General features: G+C 71.1%; 22 protein-coding genes. 12 read left to right on the plus strand and 10 right to left on the minus strand.

The window, feature by feature from the left end:
• The first annotated feature begins 137 nt into the window (after window positions 1–137).
• From ACFWRV_RS06390 to ACFWRV_RS06410, 5 genes are all read left to right on the plus strand, one after another.
• Window positions 138–1,268, plus strand: a complete 1,131-nt coding sequence (locus tag ACFWRV_RS06390; RefSeq protein ID WP_384329028.1) for an acyl-CoA dehydrogenase family protein — start codon at window positions 138–140, stop codon at window positions 1,266–1,268.
• Window positions 1,269–1,282: 14 nt separating this feature from the next.
• The gene (locus tag ACFWRV_RS06395) at window positions 1,283–2,002 is read left to right on the plus strand and encodes a transglutaminase family protein (protein WP_384329031.1); all 720 of its coding nucleotides are present in this window, start codon (window positions 1,283–1,285) and stop codon (window positions 2,000–2,002) included.
• 73 nt (window positions 2,003–2,075) lie between these two features.
• Window positions 2,076–2,927 carry a maleate cis-trans isomerase gene (locus tag ACFWRV_RS06400; RefSeq protein WP_384329034.1) on the plus strand — a complete coding sequence of 284 codons (852 nt, stop codon included), beginning with the start codon at window positions 2,076–2,078 and terminating at the stop codon, window positions 2,925–2,927.
• Window positions 2,924–3,166, plus strand: a complete 243-nt coding sequence (locus ACFWRV_RS06405) for a DUF6253 family protein (RefSeq protein WP_384329037.1) — start codon at window positions 2,924–2,926, stop codon at window positions 3,164–3,166. Before ACFWRV_RS06400 ends, ACFWRV_RS06405 begins: the two co-directional genes overlap by 4 nt.
• Before the next feature lie 55 nt (window positions 3,167–3,221).
• Window positions 3,222–3,968 carry a 4'-phosphopantetheinyl transferase family protein gene (locus ACFWRV_RS06410; protein WP_384329040.1) on the plus strand — a complete coding sequence of 249 codons (747 nt, stop codon included), beginning with the start codon at window positions 3,222–3,224 and terminating at the stop codon, window positions 3,966–3,968.
• Window positions 3,969–4,074: 106 nt separating this feature from the next.
• On the opposite strand, the gene ACFWRV_RS06415 is transcribed toward ACFWRV_RS06410, so the two are convergent.
• Window positions 4,075–5,010, minus strand: coding sequence for a ScbA/BarX family gamma-butyrolactone biosynthesis protein (locus ACFWRV_RS06415; RefSeq protein WP_384329043.1), 936 nt, complete (start codon window positions 5,008–5,010; stop codon window positions 4,075–4,077).
• Window positions 5,011–5,253: 243 nt separating this feature from the next.
• On the opposite strand from ACFWRV_RS06415, the gene ACFWRV_RS06420 reads away from it, so the two are divergent.
• From ACFWRV_RS06420 to ACFWRV_RS06430, 3 genes are read left to right on the plus strand one after another with little or no spacing between them, the layout of a single operon-like run.
• Window positions 5,254–5,886, plus strand: coding sequence for a ScbR family autoregulator-binding transcription factor (locus ACFWRV_RS06420; RefSeq protein ID WP_205085205.1), 633 nt, complete (start codon window positions 5,254–5,256; stop codon window positions 5,884–5,886).
• A 37-nt stretch (window positions 5,887–5,923) separates the two neighbouring features.
• Window positions 5,924–6,643: an HAD family phosphatase gene (locus tag ACFWRV_RS06425; protein WP_384329046.1), complete on the plus strand. Its 720-nt coding sequence runs from the start codon at window positions 5,924–5,926 to the stop codon at window positions 6,641–6,643.
• Window positions 6,640–7,410 carry an SDR family NAD(P)-dependent oxidoreductase gene (locus ACFWRV_RS06430; protein ID WP_384329049.1) on the plus strand — a complete coding sequence of 257 codons (771 nt, stop codon included), beginning with the start codon at window positions 6,640–6,642 and terminating at the stop codon, window positions 7,408–7,410. The genes ACFWRV_RS06425 and ACFWRV_RS06430 overlap by 4 nt, the downstream gene beginning before the upstream one ends.
• A 72-nt stretch (window positions 7,411–7,482) precedes the next feature.
• Here ACFWRV_RS06430 and ACFWRV_RS06435 read toward each other — a convergent pair whose 3' ends face one another.
• The 5 genes from ACFWRV_RS06435 to ACFWRV_RS06455 form a co-directional block, all read right to left on the minus strand.
• Window positions 7,483–7,902 (minus strand): DMT family transporter, encoded by a 420-nt coding sequence (locus tag ACFWRV_RS06435; RefSeq protein WP_384329052.1) that lies wholly within the window; start codon window positions 7,900–7,902, stop codon window positions 7,483–7,485.
• A gap of 82 nt (window positions 7,903–7,984) precedes the next feature.
• Window positions 7,985–8,305, minus strand: a complete 321-nt coding sequence (locus ACFWRV_RS06440) for a DMT family transporter (protein ID WP_384329055.1) — start codon at window positions 8,303–8,305, stop codon at window positions 7,985–7,987.
• A gap of 91 nt (window positions 8,306–8,396) precedes the next feature.
• Complete coding sequence (locus ACFWRV_RS06445) at window positions 8,397–8,873, minus strand: nucleoside deaminase (protein WP_384329058.1); 477 nt, start codon at window positions 8,871–8,873, stop codon at window positions 8,397–8,399.
• Between the two features lie 125 nt (window positions 8,874–8,998).
• A complete protein-coding gene (locus ACFWRV_RS06450; RefSeq protein ID WP_384329061.1) occupies window positions 8,999–10,102 on the minus strand; it encodes an NADH:flavin oxidoreductase in 1,104 nt (367 codons plus the stop codon).
• Window position 10,103: 1 nt separating this feature from the next.
• Entirely contained in the window at window positions 10,104–10,763 is a 660-nt protein-coding gene (locus ACFWRV_RS06455) for a DsbA family protein (protein ID WP_384329063.1), read from the minus strand.
• Window positions 10,764–10,944: 181 nt separating this feature from the next.
• On the opposite strand from ACFWRV_RS06455, the gene ACFWRV_RS06460 reads away from it, so the two are divergent.
• The gene (locus ACFWRV_RS06460) at window positions 10,945–11,562 is read left to right on the plus strand and encodes a GNAT family N-acetyltransferase (RefSeq protein ID WP_384329066.1); all 618 of its coding nucleotides are present in this window, start codon (window positions 10,945–10,947) and stop codon (window positions 11,560–11,562) included.
• On the opposite strand, the gene ACFWRV_RS06465 is transcribed toward ACFWRV_RS06460, so the two are convergent.
• The gene (locus ACFWRV_RS06465) at window positions 11,551–11,958 is read right to left on the minus strand and encodes a hypothetical protein (protein WP_384329069.1); all 408 of its coding nucleotides are present in this window, start codon (window positions 11,956–11,958) and stop codon (window positions 11,551–11,553) included. The genes ACFWRV_RS06460 and ACFWRV_RS06465 overlap by 12 nt on opposite strands.
• A 156-nt stretch (window positions 11,959–12,114) precedes the next feature.
• On the opposite strand from ACFWRV_RS06465, the gene ACFWRV_RS06470 reads away from it, so the two are divergent.
• The 3 genes from ACFWRV_RS06470 (at window position 12,115) to ACFWRV_RS06480 (ending at window position 13,983) form a co-directional block, all read left to right on the plus strand.
• A complete protein-coding gene (locus ACFWRV_RS06470) occupies window positions 12,115–12,951 on the plus strand; it encodes a Scr1 family TA system antitoxin-like transcriptional regulator (protein ID WP_384329072.1) in 837 nt (278 codons plus the stop codon).
• Window positions 12,948–13,244: a DUF397 domain-containing protein gene (locus ACFWRV_RS06475; RefSeq protein WP_384329075.1), complete on the plus strand. Its 297-nt coding sequence runs from the start codon at window positions 12,948–12,950 to the stop codon at window positions 13,242–13,244. The genes ACFWRV_RS06470 and ACFWRV_RS06475 overlap by 4 nt, the downstream gene beginning before the upstream one ends.
• Window positions 13,245–13,341: 97 nt before the next feature.
• Window positions 13,342–13,983, plus strand: coding sequence for a TetR/AcrR family transcriptional regulator (locus tag ACFWRV_RS06480; protein WP_384329078.1), 642 nt, complete (start codon window positions 13,342–13,344; stop codon window positions 13,981–13,983).
• A gap of 28 nt (window positions 13,984–14,011) precedes the next feature.
• Here the strand turns inward: ACFWRV_RS06480 and ACFWRV_RS06485 are convergent, their stop codons facing one another.
• The 3 genes from ACFWRV_RS06485 to ACFWRV_RS06495 all read right to left on the minus strand — a co-directional run bounded on the left by ACFWRV_RS06485 (window position 14,012) and on the right by ACFWRV_RS06495 (window position 17,224).
• Entirely contained in the window at window positions 14,012–14,668 is a 657-nt protein-coding gene (locus ACFWRV_RS06485) for a hypothetical protein (protein WP_384329081.1), read from the minus strand.
• Between the two features lie 121 nt (window positions 14,669–14,789).
• Window positions 14,790–16,037, minus strand: coding sequence for a lipase family protein (locus tag ACFWRV_RS06490; protein WP_384329084.1), 1,248 nt, complete (start codon window positions 16,035–16,037; stop codon window positions 14,790–14,792).
• A 98-nt stretch (window positions 16,038–16,135) separates the two neighbouring features.
• A complete protein-coding gene (locus ACFWRV_RS06495; RefSeq protein ID WP_384329085.1) occupies window positions 16,136–17,224 on the minus strand; it encodes an AraC family transcriptional regulator in 1,089 nt (362 codons plus the stop codon).
• Window positions 17,225–17,260: the final 36 nt, after the last annotated feature.

Consider the following 17,260-nt stretch of genomic DNA (forward strand, 5'->3'; position numbering starts at 1 on the left):
ACCGCCCCCAAACCCCCCCCTCTCCGGGGGCCGCCCGGGGGGGGGGGGGGGGGGCCCGCCCCGCCGCGGCCCCGCACCCGGCGACCCGCATCCGGCGACCGCATCCGGCGCCCGGCGAAAGGCAAGGCAGAACACGCATGGCAGCAGAACAGGCCACAGACACCTACGGCATCACCGCGCCGTACGGCGACGAGCTGAACGACGACGTCACCCGCTGGGACCGGGCCGCCGAGTTCCCGCACGAGAAGTGGAAGCCGCTCCAGCGGTCCGGGCTCTTCACCCTCCCCTTCGCCCCGGAGTACGGCGGCGCCGGCCGGACGCTCACCGAGACCATGGCCGCGCTGGAGGGCCTCGGCCACACCAGCCGGGACGCCGGGCTGAACTTCTCGGCGTCCACGCAGATCGTCAGCGTCGGCATCCCGCTCCAGGCGTTCGGCTCCGCCGACCTGCGCGAGCGCTACCTGCCGCAGGTCACCTCCGGGCAGGCCATCACCGCACACGCGATCACCGAGGCGAGCCACGGCTCGGACGTGATGAACATCCGCACCACGGCCGTCCGCGAGGGCGACGAGTACGTGATCAACGGCGGCAAGCTCTTCATCACCAACGCCCCGGTCGCCGACCTCTTCCTGCTCTACGTCCGCACCGGCAAACCGGGCGCCTTCGGGCTCAGCACCTTCCTCGCGGAGCGCTCCACGCCGGGCCTGACGATCGGTGAGCCGCTGGAGACGATGGGGCTGCGCACCTCCCCGATCAGCGAGGTCACGCTCAAGGACGTCCGGCTGCCCGTCGCCAACCGGCTCGGCAGCGAGGGCGCCGGCTTCCTGATCATGGATTACGTGATGAAGCGGGAGGTCCTCTTCTCCTTCGCCGTCAACCTGGGCGAGATGACCCACCGGCTGGGACGCGTCGTCGAACACGCCAACACACGGCAGCAGTTCGGCAGCACCATCGGCAAGAACCAGGCGGTCGCGCACAAGATCGCGGACATGAGGATCGCGGTGGAGACGGCCCGCAAGTGGCTGTACGACACCGGCCGCAAGGTCGAGCAGGGCAAGGACGCCTCGCTGGACGTGGCCGCGACCAAGATCCTGGTCAGCGAGGCCAACCAGCGCACCGCCCAGGACGCGATCCAGATCTTCGGCGCCCGCGGCTACCTGACCGACACGGGCATCGAGCGCGAGCTGCGCAACGCCGCCGCCGGCTCCATCTACTCCGGCACCAACGAAATCCAGCGCAACTGCATCGCCGCCCTGATGGGCCTGTGACGAGAGGCACCCGCATGACCGACACCCTGGCCGAAGCCGGCTCCCTGACGCCGGCCGCCGACGACCACGCCCGCCTCACCGCGGCCACCGACTTCCTCGACCACGAGCACGAGACCGTCCGCGCCTTCGTCGACAAGGCCCTCGGCGGCATCGACCGGGACGCCGCCGACCCGATCGACCTCGCCGTCGCCCTCTACTACGCGGTGCGCGACGGCATCCACTACGAGGTCTACGGCGCCGACCTGTCGCCGCAGGGCCTGAAGGCGTCCAGCGTCATCACCGGCGGCAAGGGCTTCTGCCTGCACAAGTCCGTGCTCTACGCCGCCGTCTGCCGCGCGGTCGGCATCCCCGCCCGGCTCCACTACAGCGATGTCCGCAACCACCTCGCCTCCGACCGGCTGCGCTCGTACATCGGCGGCGACGTCTTCTTCCACGGCCTGGCCACCGTGTATCTCGACGGCCACTGGGTGAAGGTCACCCCGGTCTTCAACAAGCTGCTCTGCCGGCTGTACGGGATGACCCCGCTGGAGTTCGACGGCCGCTCCGACAGCCTGTACCACCCCTTCGACGCGCAGGGGCGGCAGAGCATGGAGTTCCTCACCGACCACGGCGACTTCGACGACGTCCCGTACGCGTTCGTGATGGACAACATGCGCCGCAAGCACCCGAAGTTCCTGGACGAGGACGGCACCGGCACCGTCGGCGGCGGCTCGCTCGCCGACGAGGCGAACTGAGCCCCTGCCCCACCCCCGTACCCGAGCACGTCACGACACAGCAGAAGAAACGGCAGAAGAGGAGAGGCACCCCATGACGCAGTTCCAGGCCCGCGAGGACGGCTGGGCCGTGGCCGCCCGCGTCGGCGTCGTCGTTCCGCACGCGGACGTCGGGCCCGAGGCCGAGCTCCAGGCGATGGCGCCGCGCGAAGTCTCCATCCACGGGTCCCGCGTGCACTTCGGGGCGATGCGCCCCGGCGGGGAGATGGACCCCAAGATCCCGCACGACCCGGTGCGCGCCTTCATCGACCCGCCCTTCATCGACGACGCGGTCGAGCTGCTCGCCGCCTCCCCGCTGGACTCCATCGCCCTGGGGTTCACCAGCTCCGCCTACGTCCTGGGGGCCGACGGCGAGCAGAAGCTGTTCGAGCGGCTCGCGGAGCGGACCCGCGGCATCCCGCTCACCGGCACGACCCACGCGGCCGCGGCCGGTTTCCGCGCCCTCGGCGCGGAGCGGATAGCGCTCGTCAACCCGCCGTGGTTCGACGACGAGCTCTCCGCCCTGGGCGCCTCGTACTTCGGTGAGCGCGGCTTCGACGTCGTGCACCACGGCCCGTGCGGCCTGCCCAGCAACCAGAAGCTGATCACGCCGGAGGCGCTGGTGCAGTGGATCGAGTCCACCGTCGCCCCGCGGCGGCCGCAGGCGGTGCTGGTCGCCGGCAACGGCATCCGCGCCGTGGGCACCATCTCCGGCCTGGAGGAGCGCATCGGGTTTCCGGTGCTCACCGCGAACCAGGTCCTCTTCTGGCACGCGCTGCACCTCGCCGGCGGGGCCGCGGCGGCCGCGCGGATCACCGAGTACGGAGCCCTGTTCGGCGTCCGCCCCGAGGACGTGGCCGGGTCCGGCGCTCCGGCGAGAGGCGCGGCCGTGGGGGCGGCCCGATGAGCCTGCTGCCCGCGTACGGCTACCAGGCCGCCGTGCAGGAGACCTGCGACACCCCGGAGTACCACATGCCGCTGGTGTGCTGGCACGACGACGGGACCGGGGTGCGCGGCCTGGTGCTGTTCCGCGGGGCCCTGCGCCCCGCGGAACAGGTGCCGGGGTTCCGGCGCTACCTCGCCTCCGAGGACCTGGAGCAGTACGCCATGACCGGCCCGTGGCCGCTGCTCGCAGCAACCGCCTGATCCGACCCGTGGCGGGGACCGGCCGGGTCCCCGCCGCACCAGGAGCCGTATCGACATGACACACGACCTCAAGTGGTCCGACGCGCCTCCGGGGGAGATCCTCGATCCGGTCTCCGTCTGGATCGTCCGGGCCCCGGCCGGGCAGCGCCTGCCGCCCGACGGGACCCCGCCCGACTGGCTCGACGAGAACGAACGGCGGCGGCTGGCGTCGATACCGCAGCAGGCCGGCCGGGAGACCTACGCGTTCGCCCACTGGGCGCTGCGGAGCGTTCTCGGCTCCTCTCTCGGCTGCTCCCCCGCGGGCGTCGGCTTTCTGCGGCAGCCGTGCCCCGGCTGCGGCGGGGCGCACGGCAGGCCGGCCATCCGCGATCCGGACCCGGCGGGCGAAGCGCCGGAGTTCTCGATGTCGCACAGCGGGGACCTCGTCGCCATCGCGGTCGCCGAGGCCACCATCGGCATCGACATCGAGTCCTGGCCGACCCCGGAGTCCGTCGCCGGCTACCTGCCGTTCCTGCACCCGAGGGAACAGCAGTGGCTGGGCGGTCGCCCGGACGACGAACTCGTCCGGGACTTCGCCCGGCTGTGGACCCGCAAGGAGGCCATGGCCAAAGCGACCGGGCAGGGCATGGCCGCCGTCATGAACCGGCTCGATCTCACCGGTCAGCCGCTCGGCTGGCGGGTGCGGCAGCTGCTCGCACCCCCCGGGTACGAGGCGAGCTTCGCGGTCCCGGCCTCGGTGCACGTGGAGGTCACCGTGTACGAGGAACTCCCGCAGCCGATGCCGGAGCCGGTGCGGGCCTGACCGGTGCGGGCCCGGCCCGGCGCAGGACCGGCCCGGCGGCGGGCGGCCCGTACACCTCGGAGGTGTACGGGCCGCCCGCCGTTTCGCGTGCCGTGTGCCGTGTGACCTACGCGACGGTCACCTCGGCGCTGAAGACCCGGACGCCGTGCTGCTCGACCCGGACCGGAACGCGGTGCCGTCCCGCGCCGCGGGGAACCGGCGCGCCGGCCACGACGACGGCGGGGGCGTCGAGCTCGACGTACCGGGCGAAGTCCGTCGTCATGCCGACGACGGCCGTGGAGCCGTCACCGACGGCGTGTGCCGCCTGCCGGGCCGCTTCGAGGAGGAACATGCCCGGCACGTGATCGACGGCGTGGTCGAAGAGCACCGGGTGCGTGGGGTCCACCCGCAGCATCCACCGGTCGGTCCGGTCGCCCAAAACCGGTGAGAGCACCACATCCTCCGCGGAGTGCCGGCCCACCCGGTGCGGCTCCACCGGCGGGCCCGCCGGGAGGCAGTTGGCCAGGGCGGCGTCGAGGTCCGCGTAACTCCCGCGCAGCCGCCGGTAGACGGCCGCGGGCTGGTTGTTGAAGCGGGTGTGCGCGGTGCCCATCAGCCGCTTCCCCAGGTGGACGTCGATGTCCATCGTCATGCCGGCGAATCTGCTGCCGCGCCGGACCACGTCCGAGCAGGTGACCACCAGACGCACCTCGTCCTCGCCGGTGGTCACCAGCGCCGCCAGCGGCTCGACCGCGAAGCTGAACCGCTCCCACGCCTGCTTGTACTCCCGCGGCACGCCGTGCACGGCGTGGGACAGCAGCGGCACCGCCTGGCGGACGCTCTCGGCGAGCAGCAGCGGGTCGTACGCGCCCTGCGACGGCCGGTAGAAGTCGTGCCCCTTTGGCCACCTCGCCGTGATCACGTAGCGTCCCGGGTTCTGCTCGTCCTGCTCGGCCCACGTTCTGAGCAGCACTTCCTCCCCCCGAAGCTTGTGCACCTGCCACTGGTGCACCTGCGACTGCTGGACCGGCTTCACATCACGGCTCAGTACAGAAACAGACAACTTGGCCCCCCAAGATCGGTAGTTTTCGCGGACGACTACGGAGGGATGTGTGCGCATCACTCCTCGTCCCCGCTCCAAAAATAATGTTCCTTTTGTTTTCTCAAGTCAAGAGTCGCTGATCACTGAAACAATTCCCGGGACCATTAGGGTCGAGACCCAACTCAACCGTCAGAAAACGGACTTGCCGCGACCGCTGTTCACCCGGTTAACATAAGGAGCATTCTTTTTGGGAAGGTGAGAGTCATGGCGCAACCGAAACAGGAGCGGGCGGAACAAACCCGCCGCGCACTGCTGCACGCGGCCGCTGAGGTCTTCGACGAGTTCGGCTACGCGGGGGCCAGCATCACGCGCATCCTCAAGCGCGCCGGGGTGACGGCAGGGGCTCTCTATTTCCACTTCGGGTCCAAGGAGGACCTGGCCAAGGCGGTGATGAACAGCCAGCCGGAGACGCTCGTCCCGCTGCTCGCGGCCGGCGGCCTCCAGCGGCTCATCGACCTCACCCTCGTGTGGTCCTGGCAGCTCCAGCGCGACCCGCTGCTGCGGGCCGGCGTGCGGCTGACGAACGAGCAGGCCTCCATCGACGGCTCCCTCAACGCCGACCCGTACGAGAACTTCCGCGGGATCATGGTCGGCTGCCTGCACGAGGCGCTGGAGGCCGGGGAGCTGCAGCCCGGCGTCGACCCGTCCGTCGTCGCGGAGTTCGTGGTGGCCGCCTGTACCGGAATGCAGATGTACTCGAACGTCGTCAGCGGCCGCCGGGACCTTCCCGAGCGCACCCAGCAGATGTGGAACCTGATCCTGCCCGGCATCGCGGTCCCGTCCGTGATCACCCGCGCCGAGACGGCCCCCGCCCGCGGCGCCGCGCTGATGCCCTGACCTGCTCCGCCCGTTTCGACGAACCCTACGGAGAAGCATGCTCACCCTGCGCCTGGCCGCCCTGAACATCGACGGTGTCCTGCTCAACGACACCTTCAGCCCGGTGATCCATCACTTCATCGTCAGCAGAGGCGGTACGTACTCCGCCGAGCTGGAGAGATCGATCTTCTCCCAGCCGCAGCACATAGCCGGCCGGCTGCTCTCGGCCGCCGTCGGCGGCGGCATGACCGGCGAGGAAGCGCTCGCCGCCTACTTCGAGGACCGCGCCGCCTTCCTCGACCGCCACCCGGTCACGGTCACCCCGGGCACGCGCGAGCTGCTCCTGAGGCTGCGGGGCGCGGGGCTGCGCACGGTCTGCTACGGCGGTCTCGGCAAGGACCACTTCGACCGCCATCTGGGCGGGTACGCCGAGTTGTTCGACGGCCCCGGCTACGTCTGCACCAACGACGTCCGCCCCGGCCTCAGGGAGATCACCGAGGACGTGTTCGGGCTACGCCCCGAGCAGGCCCTCTTCGTCGACGACGTGGCCCGGGTCGCCGACGCGGCCCGTGAGCTGGGCACCGCCTTCGTCGGCCGCCCCTCCACCTTCGTCCACAGCCACCAGCGCGCCCTGATGCGGGAGTCGGGCGTCCAGCACCTGATCAGCGGTCTCGACGAGCTGGACGACGCCCTGGTGCACCGGATCGACCGGGAGGTCGGCGCGGGCACGTTCTGGAGCCCCGCCCCGGTCCCGGCCGGGCTCGGGGTCTCCGCGTGAGAGCGGGCGGCACGCTGCTGTCCGACAAGGTGGCCCTGATCACCGGCGCCTCCAGCGGAATCGGCGCCGCGGCGGCCCGGCACTTCGCCGACGAGGGAGCCGCCGTCGTCCTGGTGGCCCGCAGGACCCACCTGGTCGAGGAGGTCGCCGAGCGCATCCGCAAGAACGGCGGCCGGGCCGTGGCCGTGCCGGGCGACGTCACCCGCCGGGCGGACATGGACCGGGCCGTCGCCACGGCGGTCGAGCGGTTCGGCAGGCTCGACTGCGCGTTCAACAACGCCGGTTACGCGAGCGCCGGAACCGCCCTGCACGAACTGACCGACGACGTCTTCGACCGCACCATGGACGTCAACGTGCGCGGCGTGTGGAACTGTCTGCGCGCCCAGATCCCCGCCATGCTGCCGGCCGGCGCCGGCGCGGTGGTCAACACCTCCAGCGTCGCGGGCGTACGCGCCACCTCCGCCTCCGCGCCCTACGTGGCCGCGAAGCACGCGGTCCTCGGCCTGACCAGGGCGGCGGCCGCGGAGTACGGCGCGCACGGCATCCGCGTCAACGCCCTCGTCGTGGGCAGCACCGACACGGAGATGATGGACGGCGTCCTGGCGGCCGGACCCGCCGTACGCGCCGGCTTCGGCGGCAAGGCGATCCAGCAGCGCCTGGCCGATCCGACGGAGATCGCCCGCGCCGCCGCCTGGCTCTGCTCGGACGCCTCGTCCTTCACCACCGGGGCAGCGCTCGCGGTGGACGGCGGCCGGACCGCGAAGTAGGACGTACGCCCCCGGCGCCTGCCACCCAGGGAGGAAGGGGGGCAGGCGCCGGGGGCGAACCGTCGGGGAGCGTCAGACCTGGACCGCGGTGGGCCGGTCGGTGAGGCGCTCGGGCGCCTGGGCCGGGGCGACGGCCTCGGAGGGCTTCGTACGGTCGGCGAGCTTCAGCCAGATGACGCCGACGATGATGACGGCCAGCCAGACGCCCTTGGCCAGGGTGAGGGTCTCGTCGAAGAAGAGCGGGCCGAGGACCGCCGCGCCGACCGCGCCGATGCCCGCCCAGACGGCGTAGCCGATGCTCACGTCGATCGTGCGCAGGGCCAGGCTCAGTGCGTAGAGCGTCAGCAGGAAGAACACCACGGCGACCAGGGACCAGGTCAGGACGGTGAAGCCTTCGCTGCCGCCGACGGCGAGCGCGTAGCCGATCTCGAAGCCTCCGGCGAGCAGGAGCGAGAGCCAGGCGTTGGTGGAGCTCTTGGCTGCGTTGGACATGGGAGGTGGGTCCTCTCTCAAGGGTGTCGTCAGGTGGGGTGCGGGGTGCGCCGCTCGCGCGGCCGGGAGACGCGCTCCGGGGTCAGGCGGAGCCGCTCAGCTGCAGGCCGACGACGCCACCGATGACGAGGACGATGCCGATCGCCTTGTTCCAGTTCAGGCGCTGGCCGAAGAACAGCGCGCCCAGGATGGTGATGCCGACGCCCGCGACGGACGTCCACAGGGCGTAGCCGACGCCGACGTCGAAGGTCAGCAGCGCCTTGCTGAGGAAGAAGGTCGCGGCGGCGCCGCTGGCCAGGGTGATGGAGGTCCACTTGCGGTTCTTGAAGCCCTCGGCCTTTCCGGCGGCGATGGCGACGAGGATTTCGAAGGCGACGGCGATGGCGAGGTAGAGCCAGTGCATGGGAGGTCCTTCCGAGCGGTGAATGAACGATGAGGGGCGAGGGCGGGTGAGGTGGGGCGGGCAGGGGCGGGGCGTGGTGGAGCCCCGGGCGTCAGCGGCCCCGGCTCCGCGTGAGGAAGTCCTGGAACGGCTCCTCCGCTTCGGGGAGTTGCAGCGCGGTGACCTTGAGCGGCCAGTCCGCCGGGTCCTGGGCGAAGAGGGAGTACGTGCTCGTGTAGTCGAAGCCGTACCGGGCGGCGGTCCTGCGGTCGGCGGCGTGCACGATGTGGCCGATGCCGGCGTACCGCGCCGCCAGGTAGCACAGGGCGCAGGGTTCGCCGGAGGCGATCAGGGTGGCTCCGGCGACGGCGCGGATCCCGTGCCGGGTGGTGGCCTCCCGGAGGGCGACGACCTCGGCGTGCGCGGTCGGGTCGTTGTCCTCGCGGACCCGGTTGAAGCCGGTCCCCAGGATGCGTCCGTTGCCGACGACCACACCGGAGAAGGGGATGCCGCCCTGGGCGACATGCTCACGGCTGAGCCGGATCGCCTCGTGGGCGAAGCCCGTCAGTTCGCTTTCCTGAGTACACATGAGCGGTTCGTCTCCCGAGTGACTTCCATCGATTGCTTGCCTGCACATGCAACTGAGTACTCTCACAGATCACCGTCGGCGATCCGTTCCGTGGGTACTAACCTTGCATGTGCAAGTAAAGACTGTCAAGCGTGCGCGTGCGCGCGGGCGTTGTCCAGGGTGGCCAGCGGCTCCAGCAGCAGCGGGTCGAACGGCGCCTGGGCCGCGCCCGCGGCCACGACGCGCGGCAGGCCGGGGTTGGCCAGGGCGGCCGTCCCGATCGCCAGGACATCGGCGTGCCGCCCGTCCAGGACGCGCCGCGCCAACGCCTCCTGGTGCAGCCCGCCGTTGGCGATCACGGGAAGTCCGGTGACCGTACGGGCGAGCCCGGGAAGGGTCGGTCCGTCCGGGGACCAGTCCCGGCCGCTTCCCGCGAGATGCAGGTAGTCGGCGCCGGCCGAGGCGGCCGCCGTGAAGATGACGCCCGCCTCGGCGTCGCCTCCCGGCCAGCGCCACGCGGGGTCGTTGATCTTCCCCTGGGAGAGGCGGACGCCGACCGTGAAGCCGGGCCCGGTCGCGGCTCTGACCTCGGCCGTCACCTCCCGCACGAGCCGCGTGCGCTCCTCGACTCCCCCGCCGTACCCATCCGTGCGCAGATTGGTGTACGGGGTCAGGAACTGGTCGAGCAGGTAGCCGTTGGCCGCATGGATCTCCACACCGTCGAAGCCGGCGTCCCGCGCGCGGACCGCCGCCGCCGCGAAGCCGTCGACGACCTCGGCGATCTGGCGGCGGGTCATCTCCATGGGCACGGGCCAGCGGCCGCCGCCGCGGTACTTGGCCAGCTGCTCCCCCAGCGGCCGTACCGCCGAGGGACCCGCGGCCCGGTCGCGGAACCGGTTGCCCTGCGCGACCGCTCCGGCGTGCATCAGCTGAAGGACGACGCGCGCCCCGGCGGCATGCGCCGCCTCGACGACGGGCCGCCAGGCTGCGGCCTGCGCCTCGTCCGTCATGCCGGGCTGGTGCAGGTAGCCCTGGCTGAACGCGGTGTCGGTGTAGGTCCCCTCGGTGATCAGGAGCCCGAAGCCGCCCTCGGCGAAGGCCGCGTAGTACGCGGCCATCTCCGGGGTGGCCCGGCCGTCCTCGGTCGCGGAGACCCTGGTCATGGGGGCGAGGGCGAATCTGTTGCGCAGTTCGAGCCCCCCGAACCGGCAGGCGGTGAGGGCGGGGTGAGCGGGGTGGGCGCCGGTCACGTCAGCACTTCCCGTCGATACCGCAGGACGCGCCGTAGAGGGTCGCGTCCTGCTCCTGCCGCGCCTGGGCGTCGAGGATCGCCTTGCGCAGCTGGGCGGGACGCGGGACGCCTTCGATCCGGATGTCCCCGACGAGGAGGGTGGGGACCGACTGCACCCGGTAGGCCGCCGCCTCCCGCAGGGCCTCCTCGTGCCGGGCGCGATACGTGCCGTCCTCCAGCGCGGCCCGGAACCCGGCCTCGTGGAGACCGACCTCGACAGCCAGGGCGGCGAGGACGTCGGCCGACCCCAGGTCCTGGCTCTCCTGGAAGAAGGCCCGGAACAGCCGCTGGTTGTACTCCGTCCCCCGGCCCTGATCGGCCGCGTACTGATAGCCGACGAAGGCGAGGGCCGTGTACGGCTGGGGAGAGACGTCGGGGAGCGTGATGTCGACCCCCAGCCGGCGGGCCATGGGGTAGACGGCCCGCTCCCAGATGGCGGGCAGGTACTCGTCCTCCGGCCGCAGCGTGGGCTGGGGGTGGGGACGCAGCTCGAACGGCATCCACTCCACCTCCACCTCCGCGCCGACGTCCTTGATCGCCTCTTCCAGGGGACCTTCGGCCAGCATGCAGAACGGGCAGACGTAGTCGGACCAGATCTTGATCTTCACGGGATCAGCCATGCGCAGACCTCCAGGTCATTGATCGCGCAAGCAACAACATCCCCCGGCAGGGCGGCAGGAGTTGACGGACGACCAGAAGGTTGCACGATCATGCACTTTAGTGTCAAGTCCGCCGCGCCCGTGGGGACGACAGCCGGGAAAGGTCTTGCGGGAGCGCTCCCGCACCGAGAAGATCCCCCGCATGACTCCTCCGCAGGCCGTGCTGCGCCCGTACCGCTCCGAGGACCGCGAGGCCCTTTTCGACATCTGCGTACGCACCGGGCACGAGGGCGGGGACGCCCGCCACCTCTACCCGGACCCGGGCCTGCTGCCGAACATCTTCGCGGCGCCCTACGCCGTCCTGGAGCCGGAGTTGGCCTTCGTGGTCGAGGACGGCGGCCGCGCGGTCGGCTACATCCTCGGCACGGCGGACACCGCGTCCTTCGTCGACCGCTACCGCGCCGAATGGCTCCCCGGCCTCGCCGACCGCCACCCGGCCCCCGTACGCGAACCGGCCACCCCCGCCGAGGCCATGACCGCTCTGATGCACCACCCGGAGCGCATGATCGTGCCGGAGCTGGCCGCCTACCCGGCCCACCTGCACATCGACCTGCTCCCGAGCCACCAGCGGTCCGGGTACGGGCGGCGGCTCATGGAGACCTTCCTCGCCGCCCTGTACGAACAGGGCGTCAAAGCGGTCCACTTGGGCATGCTCACCGCCAACACCCGCGCCCGCGCCTTCTACGACCGCGTCGGCTTCCACGAGATCGCCGTTCCGGACGCCGGTCCCGTGACGTATCTCGTTCGCTCAACTCAGTAACGCATAAGCCGCGTTGAACAGGATCAACGTGTGCACGAACCGCCCGGCGGCCGTCGGCGGGTACCGCCACATCAACGGCCAGGTGTCGCCCCCGAGCGCCGGAACGGGTACGTAGCTGATCCGGCCCGTCGCCCCGTTGAACGTCGTCACCTCGCGCGGCCACGGCCGCCCCGCCGTCGACCCGGGCGGCACGAGGAAGTACACCCCGCGCCGGCCGTTCGACTCGGTGACGACGGGCCCCGGTTCGCGCCCGACCAGTTCCTCCATCAGATCGGCCAGCCGCCGCCCGGCGTCACCGTCCACGCGGACCGCGTCGAATTGCACGCCCGCCTTGCGAAGGTGAAATCCGGAGTCCGGAATCCAGTCCGCCTTCAGCCCACCATTAGTTGCGTTCACGGGACGATTGTGACCCCGATCACCTAGCGTTATCCATGCCTGCCGAGGTGCGTCGTACAGCCGTTGACCTGCTCGAACTTCGCTGGAGCGGAGTTGAGTCCAGCGCCTTCGCGTAGTGACCGGTTGAGTTCGGTTGAGTCGAAAAGAGATCGCGTAATGGCAAGCTCGGAGAACAAGGAAACGGCCAGCCCGATGGCCCGGATGGTGGCCGAGGTCGCCCGGACGCTGCGTGTCCAGCGCGGGTGGACACAGGAGCAGGAGGGCAAGGAGATCGGCTACTCGGCGGCGGCGATCAGCGCCATGGAGACGTGCGCGCAGCCCGCCAGCGACGCGATGCTGGTCGAGCTGCAACGGGCGCTGGGGAACGGCACGCGCATCTTCGAGACGGCACGGCAGTACATGCGGATGGAGCGGCTTCCGGAGCAGTTCAAGGATTACGCGCTGTTGGAAGAGGCCGCCCTGAGCCTTCAGTTGTTCGTCACGAACGTCGTTCACGGGCTGTTCCAGACGGAGGCGTACGCGCGGGCGCTCATCGGTGGCGGAAGCCCGCCGCTCCCCGACGCGCGCGTGGAGGAACTGGTCCAGCTCCGGATGGCCCGCACGGCCCTCTTCGATCGCGACCCGCTCCCGATGATCGAGATCGTCATCGACGAGTCCGTTCTCCGTCGCGTCATCGGCAGTGAGGAGATTATGCGTGAGCAACTGCTCCATCTCGTGGGGTGCGCCCAGCGGCGTAATGTCACGCTGCTGGTGCTGCCCCTGGACGCCGGGAAGTACGGGGAGTACGCAGGTGCTCGCGGCTCGATGAACCTGCTGGAGACCCCGGAGCACGAACACCTCGTCTACCTGGAGCCGCAGGACGAAAGCCTGCTGATCAGTGACCCGGCAAAGGTGAGCGTCTACGCTCAGCGCTATGCGAAGATCCGGTCACAGGCCCTGGGTCCTCGTGAATCGCTGGACCTCATCAAGCGGTTGGCAGGAGTGACGGAATGAGCAGCACCCTCCGATGGTTCAAGTCGAGTTACAGCAGCGACAGCGGCGGCGACTGCATCGAGGTCGCCTTCGACTGGCGCACGTCCTCCTACAGCAGCGGGAGCGGCGGCGAGTGCGTCGAGGTGTCCGCCGCCTGGCAGAAGTCCTCCCACAGCAGCTCCAGCGGTGGTGACTGCGTCGAGGTAGCAGCCTGCCCCCACTCCGTCCACGTCCGTGACTCCAAGGTCGCCGACGGGCCCGTCTTCGCCGTCGCACCCGACGCCTGGTCGGCGTTCGTCACTTGGGCGGAGTGAGCCGGGCACGCTCACCGACAGGACCGCCGCTTCCCGGCTCACGGGAGGCGGCGGTCCTGTCGTATCAGCTGGTCGCGGCCGTGTTAGCGTCGGAATCATGGCAGTACAGCGTGTTGGTAACACGGAACGGGCGCACCCGACGCCGCCGGAAGGGCTGAAGAGCCGGGACCGGATTCTGTGGGCCGCCTCGACGATGCTGGGCGAGGGCGCGGGGGCGGCGCTGAGCGTGCGCGCCGTGGCCGAGCGGGCGGGGGTGAGCACGGGGTCCCTGCGGCACCACTTCCCCACGCAACGTGCGCTCATGGACGCCATGTTGAAGGTCGTCTTCGATCTCGTCCTGCCGGAGGCCAGCTTCCGGGACGCCACCATCCCTCCGCGTGAGCGCCTGCTCGGCTGCGTACAGGGCCTCCTCGTACCGCCGGACAGCACGCGCGGCGCGCGCGAGGCGTGGCTGACCGTGCACGAGCGGTACATCGCGTCGGAGCCCACCCAGGCGATGCGTGCGGAGTACCAGGCCATGCAGCGCGAGGTGACCCGCCGCGTCGAGGAGTGCCTGAACGTGCTGGTCGAGGAGGGGGCGCTGCCCGCCGGGGACACCGCACGGCGCGCGCGGTTCCTGCTGACGCTGGCCAACGGTGTCGCGATCGAGCAGGTACTGCCGAGCGAGGACGCGCACATCGCCACCGAGCTGGACATGCTCCGCACGGGTGTCGACCTCGTGCTGGACAACCGGGTCTGAGGCAGACACTCCCGTACTGCGGGCCCCGTCAGGTACCGGCTCCGCCGTCCAGGAGCCAGTGGTAGCGCATCCGCATGGCCCGCTCGGTCGCGCCGAGCGCAGCGCCGAAGCCGAGCGTGACGTTCAGCCATATCGGCAGCCGCACCGGCGACTCGAAGGTGCCCAACGACTCGGCGATGGCCGGGATTTCGGAGATCGGCTGCGCGGCCTGGAGCAGGTTGAGGCCGACCCCGATGACCAGGAACACCACGGACACGGCCCCGATGAGAGCGCTGGCACCCGGATGCTCGCGGGCGAAGTTCATGCGCCGCCCCTCCCCCGAGCGGGGGTCGGGGACGAGCCGCCTCTCCGAGCCGTCGTCCGCGACGAAGTGGCAGCGGCGCATGCCCACCTCGCTCCGGCGGACCTCGATGTTCCCGCCCGGCACGGGAAAGCGCGCCGGGAGCTTCGACTCGGCCTCGCAGAACCCGTCGCGGTACAGCCGGGCCCGGACCACGCCCGACTCGGGGTCGCCGCCGTGTTTGACCTCCACCGTGTACGTCGCGGAGAGGCCGCCGCCCACCGGCAGCGCGACGGAGAGGAGCGAGCGCCGGGTCATCTGCCACCAGCGGAAGGGCTTCAGCGGCTTCCCGTCGCCCGTCTTCACCCGGCGCTCAAGTCGTCGGTCATTCCAGCTCGACCCCATGGTGACGCCCTCCCTGATCGCGACCAGTACGGTGTGCTAGGTGAACCTCCCGATCCAAACTAACACACCGTACTAGTAACGTTCTGTGATCAGAGAGGGCCGTCGGGCGCGGGCCGGCGGGTCAGCAGTTGCCGTTCGTCCTCTTGTCCGCGAACCGGGCCGCCAGCCAGTTCTGTACGTTGAACGCCTCGGTGATCACGCCGGAGACGTGCTCCCCGAGCACGATCGTGCGCCAGTCCACCGTCCCGCCCTTCGCGCACCAGTCGGAGCGCAGCCCCTTGCCCAGGGAGTACGGGATCAGCTCGTCGGCGAGCGCGTGGTATAGGTACACCGGGTGGTCCGGGGCGCGGGTGCCGAGGTCGGACTCGTCGAGGCGCTTCTGCCACTGCGGGGTCGCGAGCGGGTCGCTCGTCGTGAGATCCGAGATCTTCTTGAAGGAACCGACGGTCGAGCCGAGGATCACGCAGTTGTTCCGGAGGAACGAGATCAGTTCCTTGCCCTTCGGGTTCAGATAGCCGTCGAGCTTCAGTTCCGGGTAGGCCGCGTCCTGGCCCGCCGCCGCCATGAACAGCAGCCCCGATCCGTACGAGCCGTTGTGCACCGGCACCAGTTTCTCCAGGTGCGCGGGGACGCCGCCGGTCGCGGTGCCCTTCACGTTCAGCTCGGGGGCGTACGACTTCTTCAGCTCGGCGGCCCAGGAGGACGCCTGGCCGCCCTGTGAGTAGCCGACGATCCCGACGGGCGACTCGGCGCTCAGGCCGGAGGCGGCGGCGGCCGGGATGCGCTGGGCGGCACGGGCCGCGTCCAGCACGGCGTGCCCGGCGGAGCGTCCGGCGACGTACGTGTGGTCGCCCGCCGTGCCCAGGCCCTCGTAGTCGGTGACGACGACGGCCCAGCCGCGCCAGGTGTACTGCTGGATCAGGTTGGCCTCCATCGCCGTGCCCTTGGGCAGGTTGGCGCTGGGGGCGCAGGAGTCGGCGAGGCCGACGGTGCCTACCGCGTAGGTGATGAGCGGGCGCGGGCCCTTCCTGCCGTCCTGCGGAACGATCACGGTGCCGGTGACGGTGTTGGGCTCACCGAGTGCGGAGGTGGAGCGGTAACTGATCTTCCACGCCTTGGTGAGGGTCGGCTGCCCGGGGAGCGGGTGGAACGCCGACTCGGTGACGTCCAGCAGGTCGCCGGGCTTCTCGGCGGTCGTCGCCTGGTGGCTTCCGGCAGGGGCGGGGCCGACTGCTGTGGCCGCCGTGGCTGCTGTGGCGGGCAGTGCGGCCACGGTCACGGCGAGCGCGACCAGGGCCCGGCCGAGCGCTCGGGGGATACGGGGGCGGGGGCCCGGGTGGTGGGGGTGTGGGTGCTTGCGCGGGTGCATGCGGCTCTCCCGACTGTCCTGTGGGGCAGGGGTAGGGGGCAGAGATGGTGGACCGGACGGTAGTGACCCGCGAGTAGGTCCGGCGCTGACCGGGAAGCTCAGCTTTGCTGACTCCGTGTCTCATGAAGCGTCGGCGCTTTCCGCGTCCCCGGTTCGTGCGTCAGCAGCCGGTAGGCCCCCGGCGTGGTGCCGGTCCAGCGGCGGAAGGCCCGGTGGAAGGCGGTGTCCTCGGAGAACCCGAGCCGCGCCGCCAGCTCCGCGATCGGCTCGTCGCCCTCGGCCAGACCGACGATGGCCGCATCCCGGCGCACGGTGTCCTTCAGCTCCTTGTACGAGGTCCCGTCGGCGGCGAGGCGGCGGCGCAGCGTGGCCGGGCTGACTGCCAACCGGGCTGCCGTCTCCCCCAGTTCGGGCAGCCGGGGCGAGTCCCCGAGCGCCCGGACCAGCGCCCGCCGCACCTGCTCGGCGACCGTCGTCCCGTACGCCCGGCGGCTCAGCAGCTCGAAGGGGGCCCGCCGCAGCATCAGCGCGAGGTCGGCCTCGTCCCGCACCAGCGGCGCGCCCAGGTGGTGGGCGGCGAACCCGGCCCCGGTGCGCTCGGCCCCGAAGCGCACGGGGCACCCGAACAGCTGCTGGTACTCGTCCGCGTACGGCGGCGGCGGGAAGGCGAAGGTGGCCCAGCGCAGGGCGATCCGGCGGCCGATCAGCCAACTGCACAGCCGGTGCCAGATGATGACCAGGCACTCCGCGAGGAACCTCTCCTCCTCGGCGGTGAAGTCGTTGCGGACGATGAACGCGGCTTCCTCGCCCGCCCGGTGTGCTCCCCTCTCCGGACCGCCCCGTTCCAGCAGCAGGTCCGGGCCGCCCGGGAACAGGCCGTAGAAGCGGACCCCTCGCTCCATCGCCGCCCCGAGGTCCCGGCAGTGCAGCGAGGCCTGGCACATCATCGCGAAGGTGCCGGGCCGGCTCGGCTGCGGCCCGAGCCCCAGGAACTCGTCGTCGGTCAGCGCGTACAGCGCGTGGAAGAGGCGGATGAACTGGGCGGTGGTGACCCGTGCGCGTGCGTCGCCGAGCAGCAGCGGCGGTATCTGGGCGGTCTGGAGCAGGGGCACGATGTCCACCCCGCCGCGCCGCACCCCGCTCAGCAGCGCCCGAACCTGGTGCACGGTGATCGTCCGCCTGGCCATGGTCCTGACGGTAGCGGGCCTGAGCGCCAGGGTCAG

This window comes from Streptomyces sp. NPDC058576 (genome assembly GCF_042718715.1).
Classification (GTDB): domain Bacteria; phylum Actinomycetota; class Actinomycetes; order Streptomycetales; family Streptomycetaceae; genus Streptomyces.

Bases quoted from the DNA above. Each gene is read 5' to 3' on its own strand.
- ACFWRV_RS06390 (WP_384329028.1), top strand. From the start codon at position 138: ATGGCAGCAGAACAGGCCACAGACACCTACGGCATCACCGCGCCGTAC.
- ACFWRV_RS06395 (WP_384329031.1), top strand. From the start codon at position 1,283: ATGACCGACACCCTGGCCGAAGCCGGCTCCCTGACGCCGGCCGCCGAC.
- ACFWRV_RS06400 (WP_384329034.1), top strand. From the start codon at position 2,076: ATGACGCAGTTCCAGGCCCGCGAGGACGGCTGGGCCGTGGCCGCCCGC.
- ACFWRV_RS06405 (WP_384329037.1), top strand. From the start codon at position 2,924: ATGAGCCTGCTGCCCGCGTACGGCTACCAGGCCGCCGTGCAGGAGACC.
- ACFWRV_RS06410 (WP_384329040.1), top strand. From the start codon at position 3,222: ATGACACACGACCTCAAGTGGTCCGACGCGCCTCCGGGGGAGATCCTC.
- ACFWRV_RS06420 (WP_205085205.1), top strand. From the start codon at position 5,254: ATGGCGCAACCGAAACAGGAGCGGGCGGAACAAACCCGCCGCGCACTG.
- ACFWRV_RS06425 (WP_384329046.1), top strand. From the start codon at position 5,924: ATGCTCACCCTGCGCCTGGCCGCCCTGAACATCGACGGTGTCCTGCTC.
- ACFWRV_RS06435 (WP_384329052.1), bottom strand. From the start codon at position 7,902: ATGTCCAACGCAGCCAAGAGCTCCACCAACGCCTGGCTCTCGCTCCTG.
- ACFWRV_RS06440 (WP_384329055.1), bottom strand. From the start codon at position 8,305: ATGCACTGGCTCTACCTCGCCATCGCCGTCGCCTTCGAAATCCTCGTC.
- ACFWRV_RS06445 (WP_384329058.1), bottom strand. From the start codon at position 8,873: ATGTGTACTCAGGAAAGCGAACTGACGGGCTTCGCCCACGAGGCGATC.
- ACFWRV_RS06455 (WP_384329063.1), bottom strand. From the start codon at position 10,763: ATGGCTGATCCCGTGAAGATCAAGATCTGGTCCGACTACGTCTGCCCG.
- ACFWRV_RS06460 (WP_384329066.1), top strand. From the start codon at position 10,945: ATGACTCCTCCGCAGGCCGTGCTGCGCCCGTACCGCTCCGAGGACCGC.
- ACFWRV_RS06470 (WP_384329072.1), top strand. From the start codon at position 12,115: ATGGCAAGCTCGGAGAACAAGGAAACGGCCAGCCCGATGGCCCGGATG.
- ACFWRV_RS06475 (WP_384329075.1), top strand. From the start codon at position 12,948: ATGAGCAGCACCCTCCGATGGTTCAAGTCGAGTTACAGCAGCGACAGC.
- ACFWRV_RS06480 (WP_384329078.1), top strand. From the start codon at position 13,342: ATGGCAGTACAGCGTGTTGGTAACACGGAACGGGCGCACCCGACGCCG.
- ACFWRV_RS06485 (WP_384329081.1), bottom strand. From the start codon at position 14,668: ATGGGGTCGAGCTGGAATGACCGACGACTTGAGCGCCGGGTGAAGACG.
- ACFWRV_RS06490 (WP_384329084.1), bottom strand. From the start codon at position 16,037: ATGCACCCGCGCAAGCACCCACACCCCCACCACCCGGGCCCCCGCCCC.
- ACFWRV_RS06495 (WP_384329085.1), bottom strand. From the start codon at position 17,224: ATGGCCAGGCGGACGATCACCGTGCACCAGGTTCGGGCGCTGCTGAGC.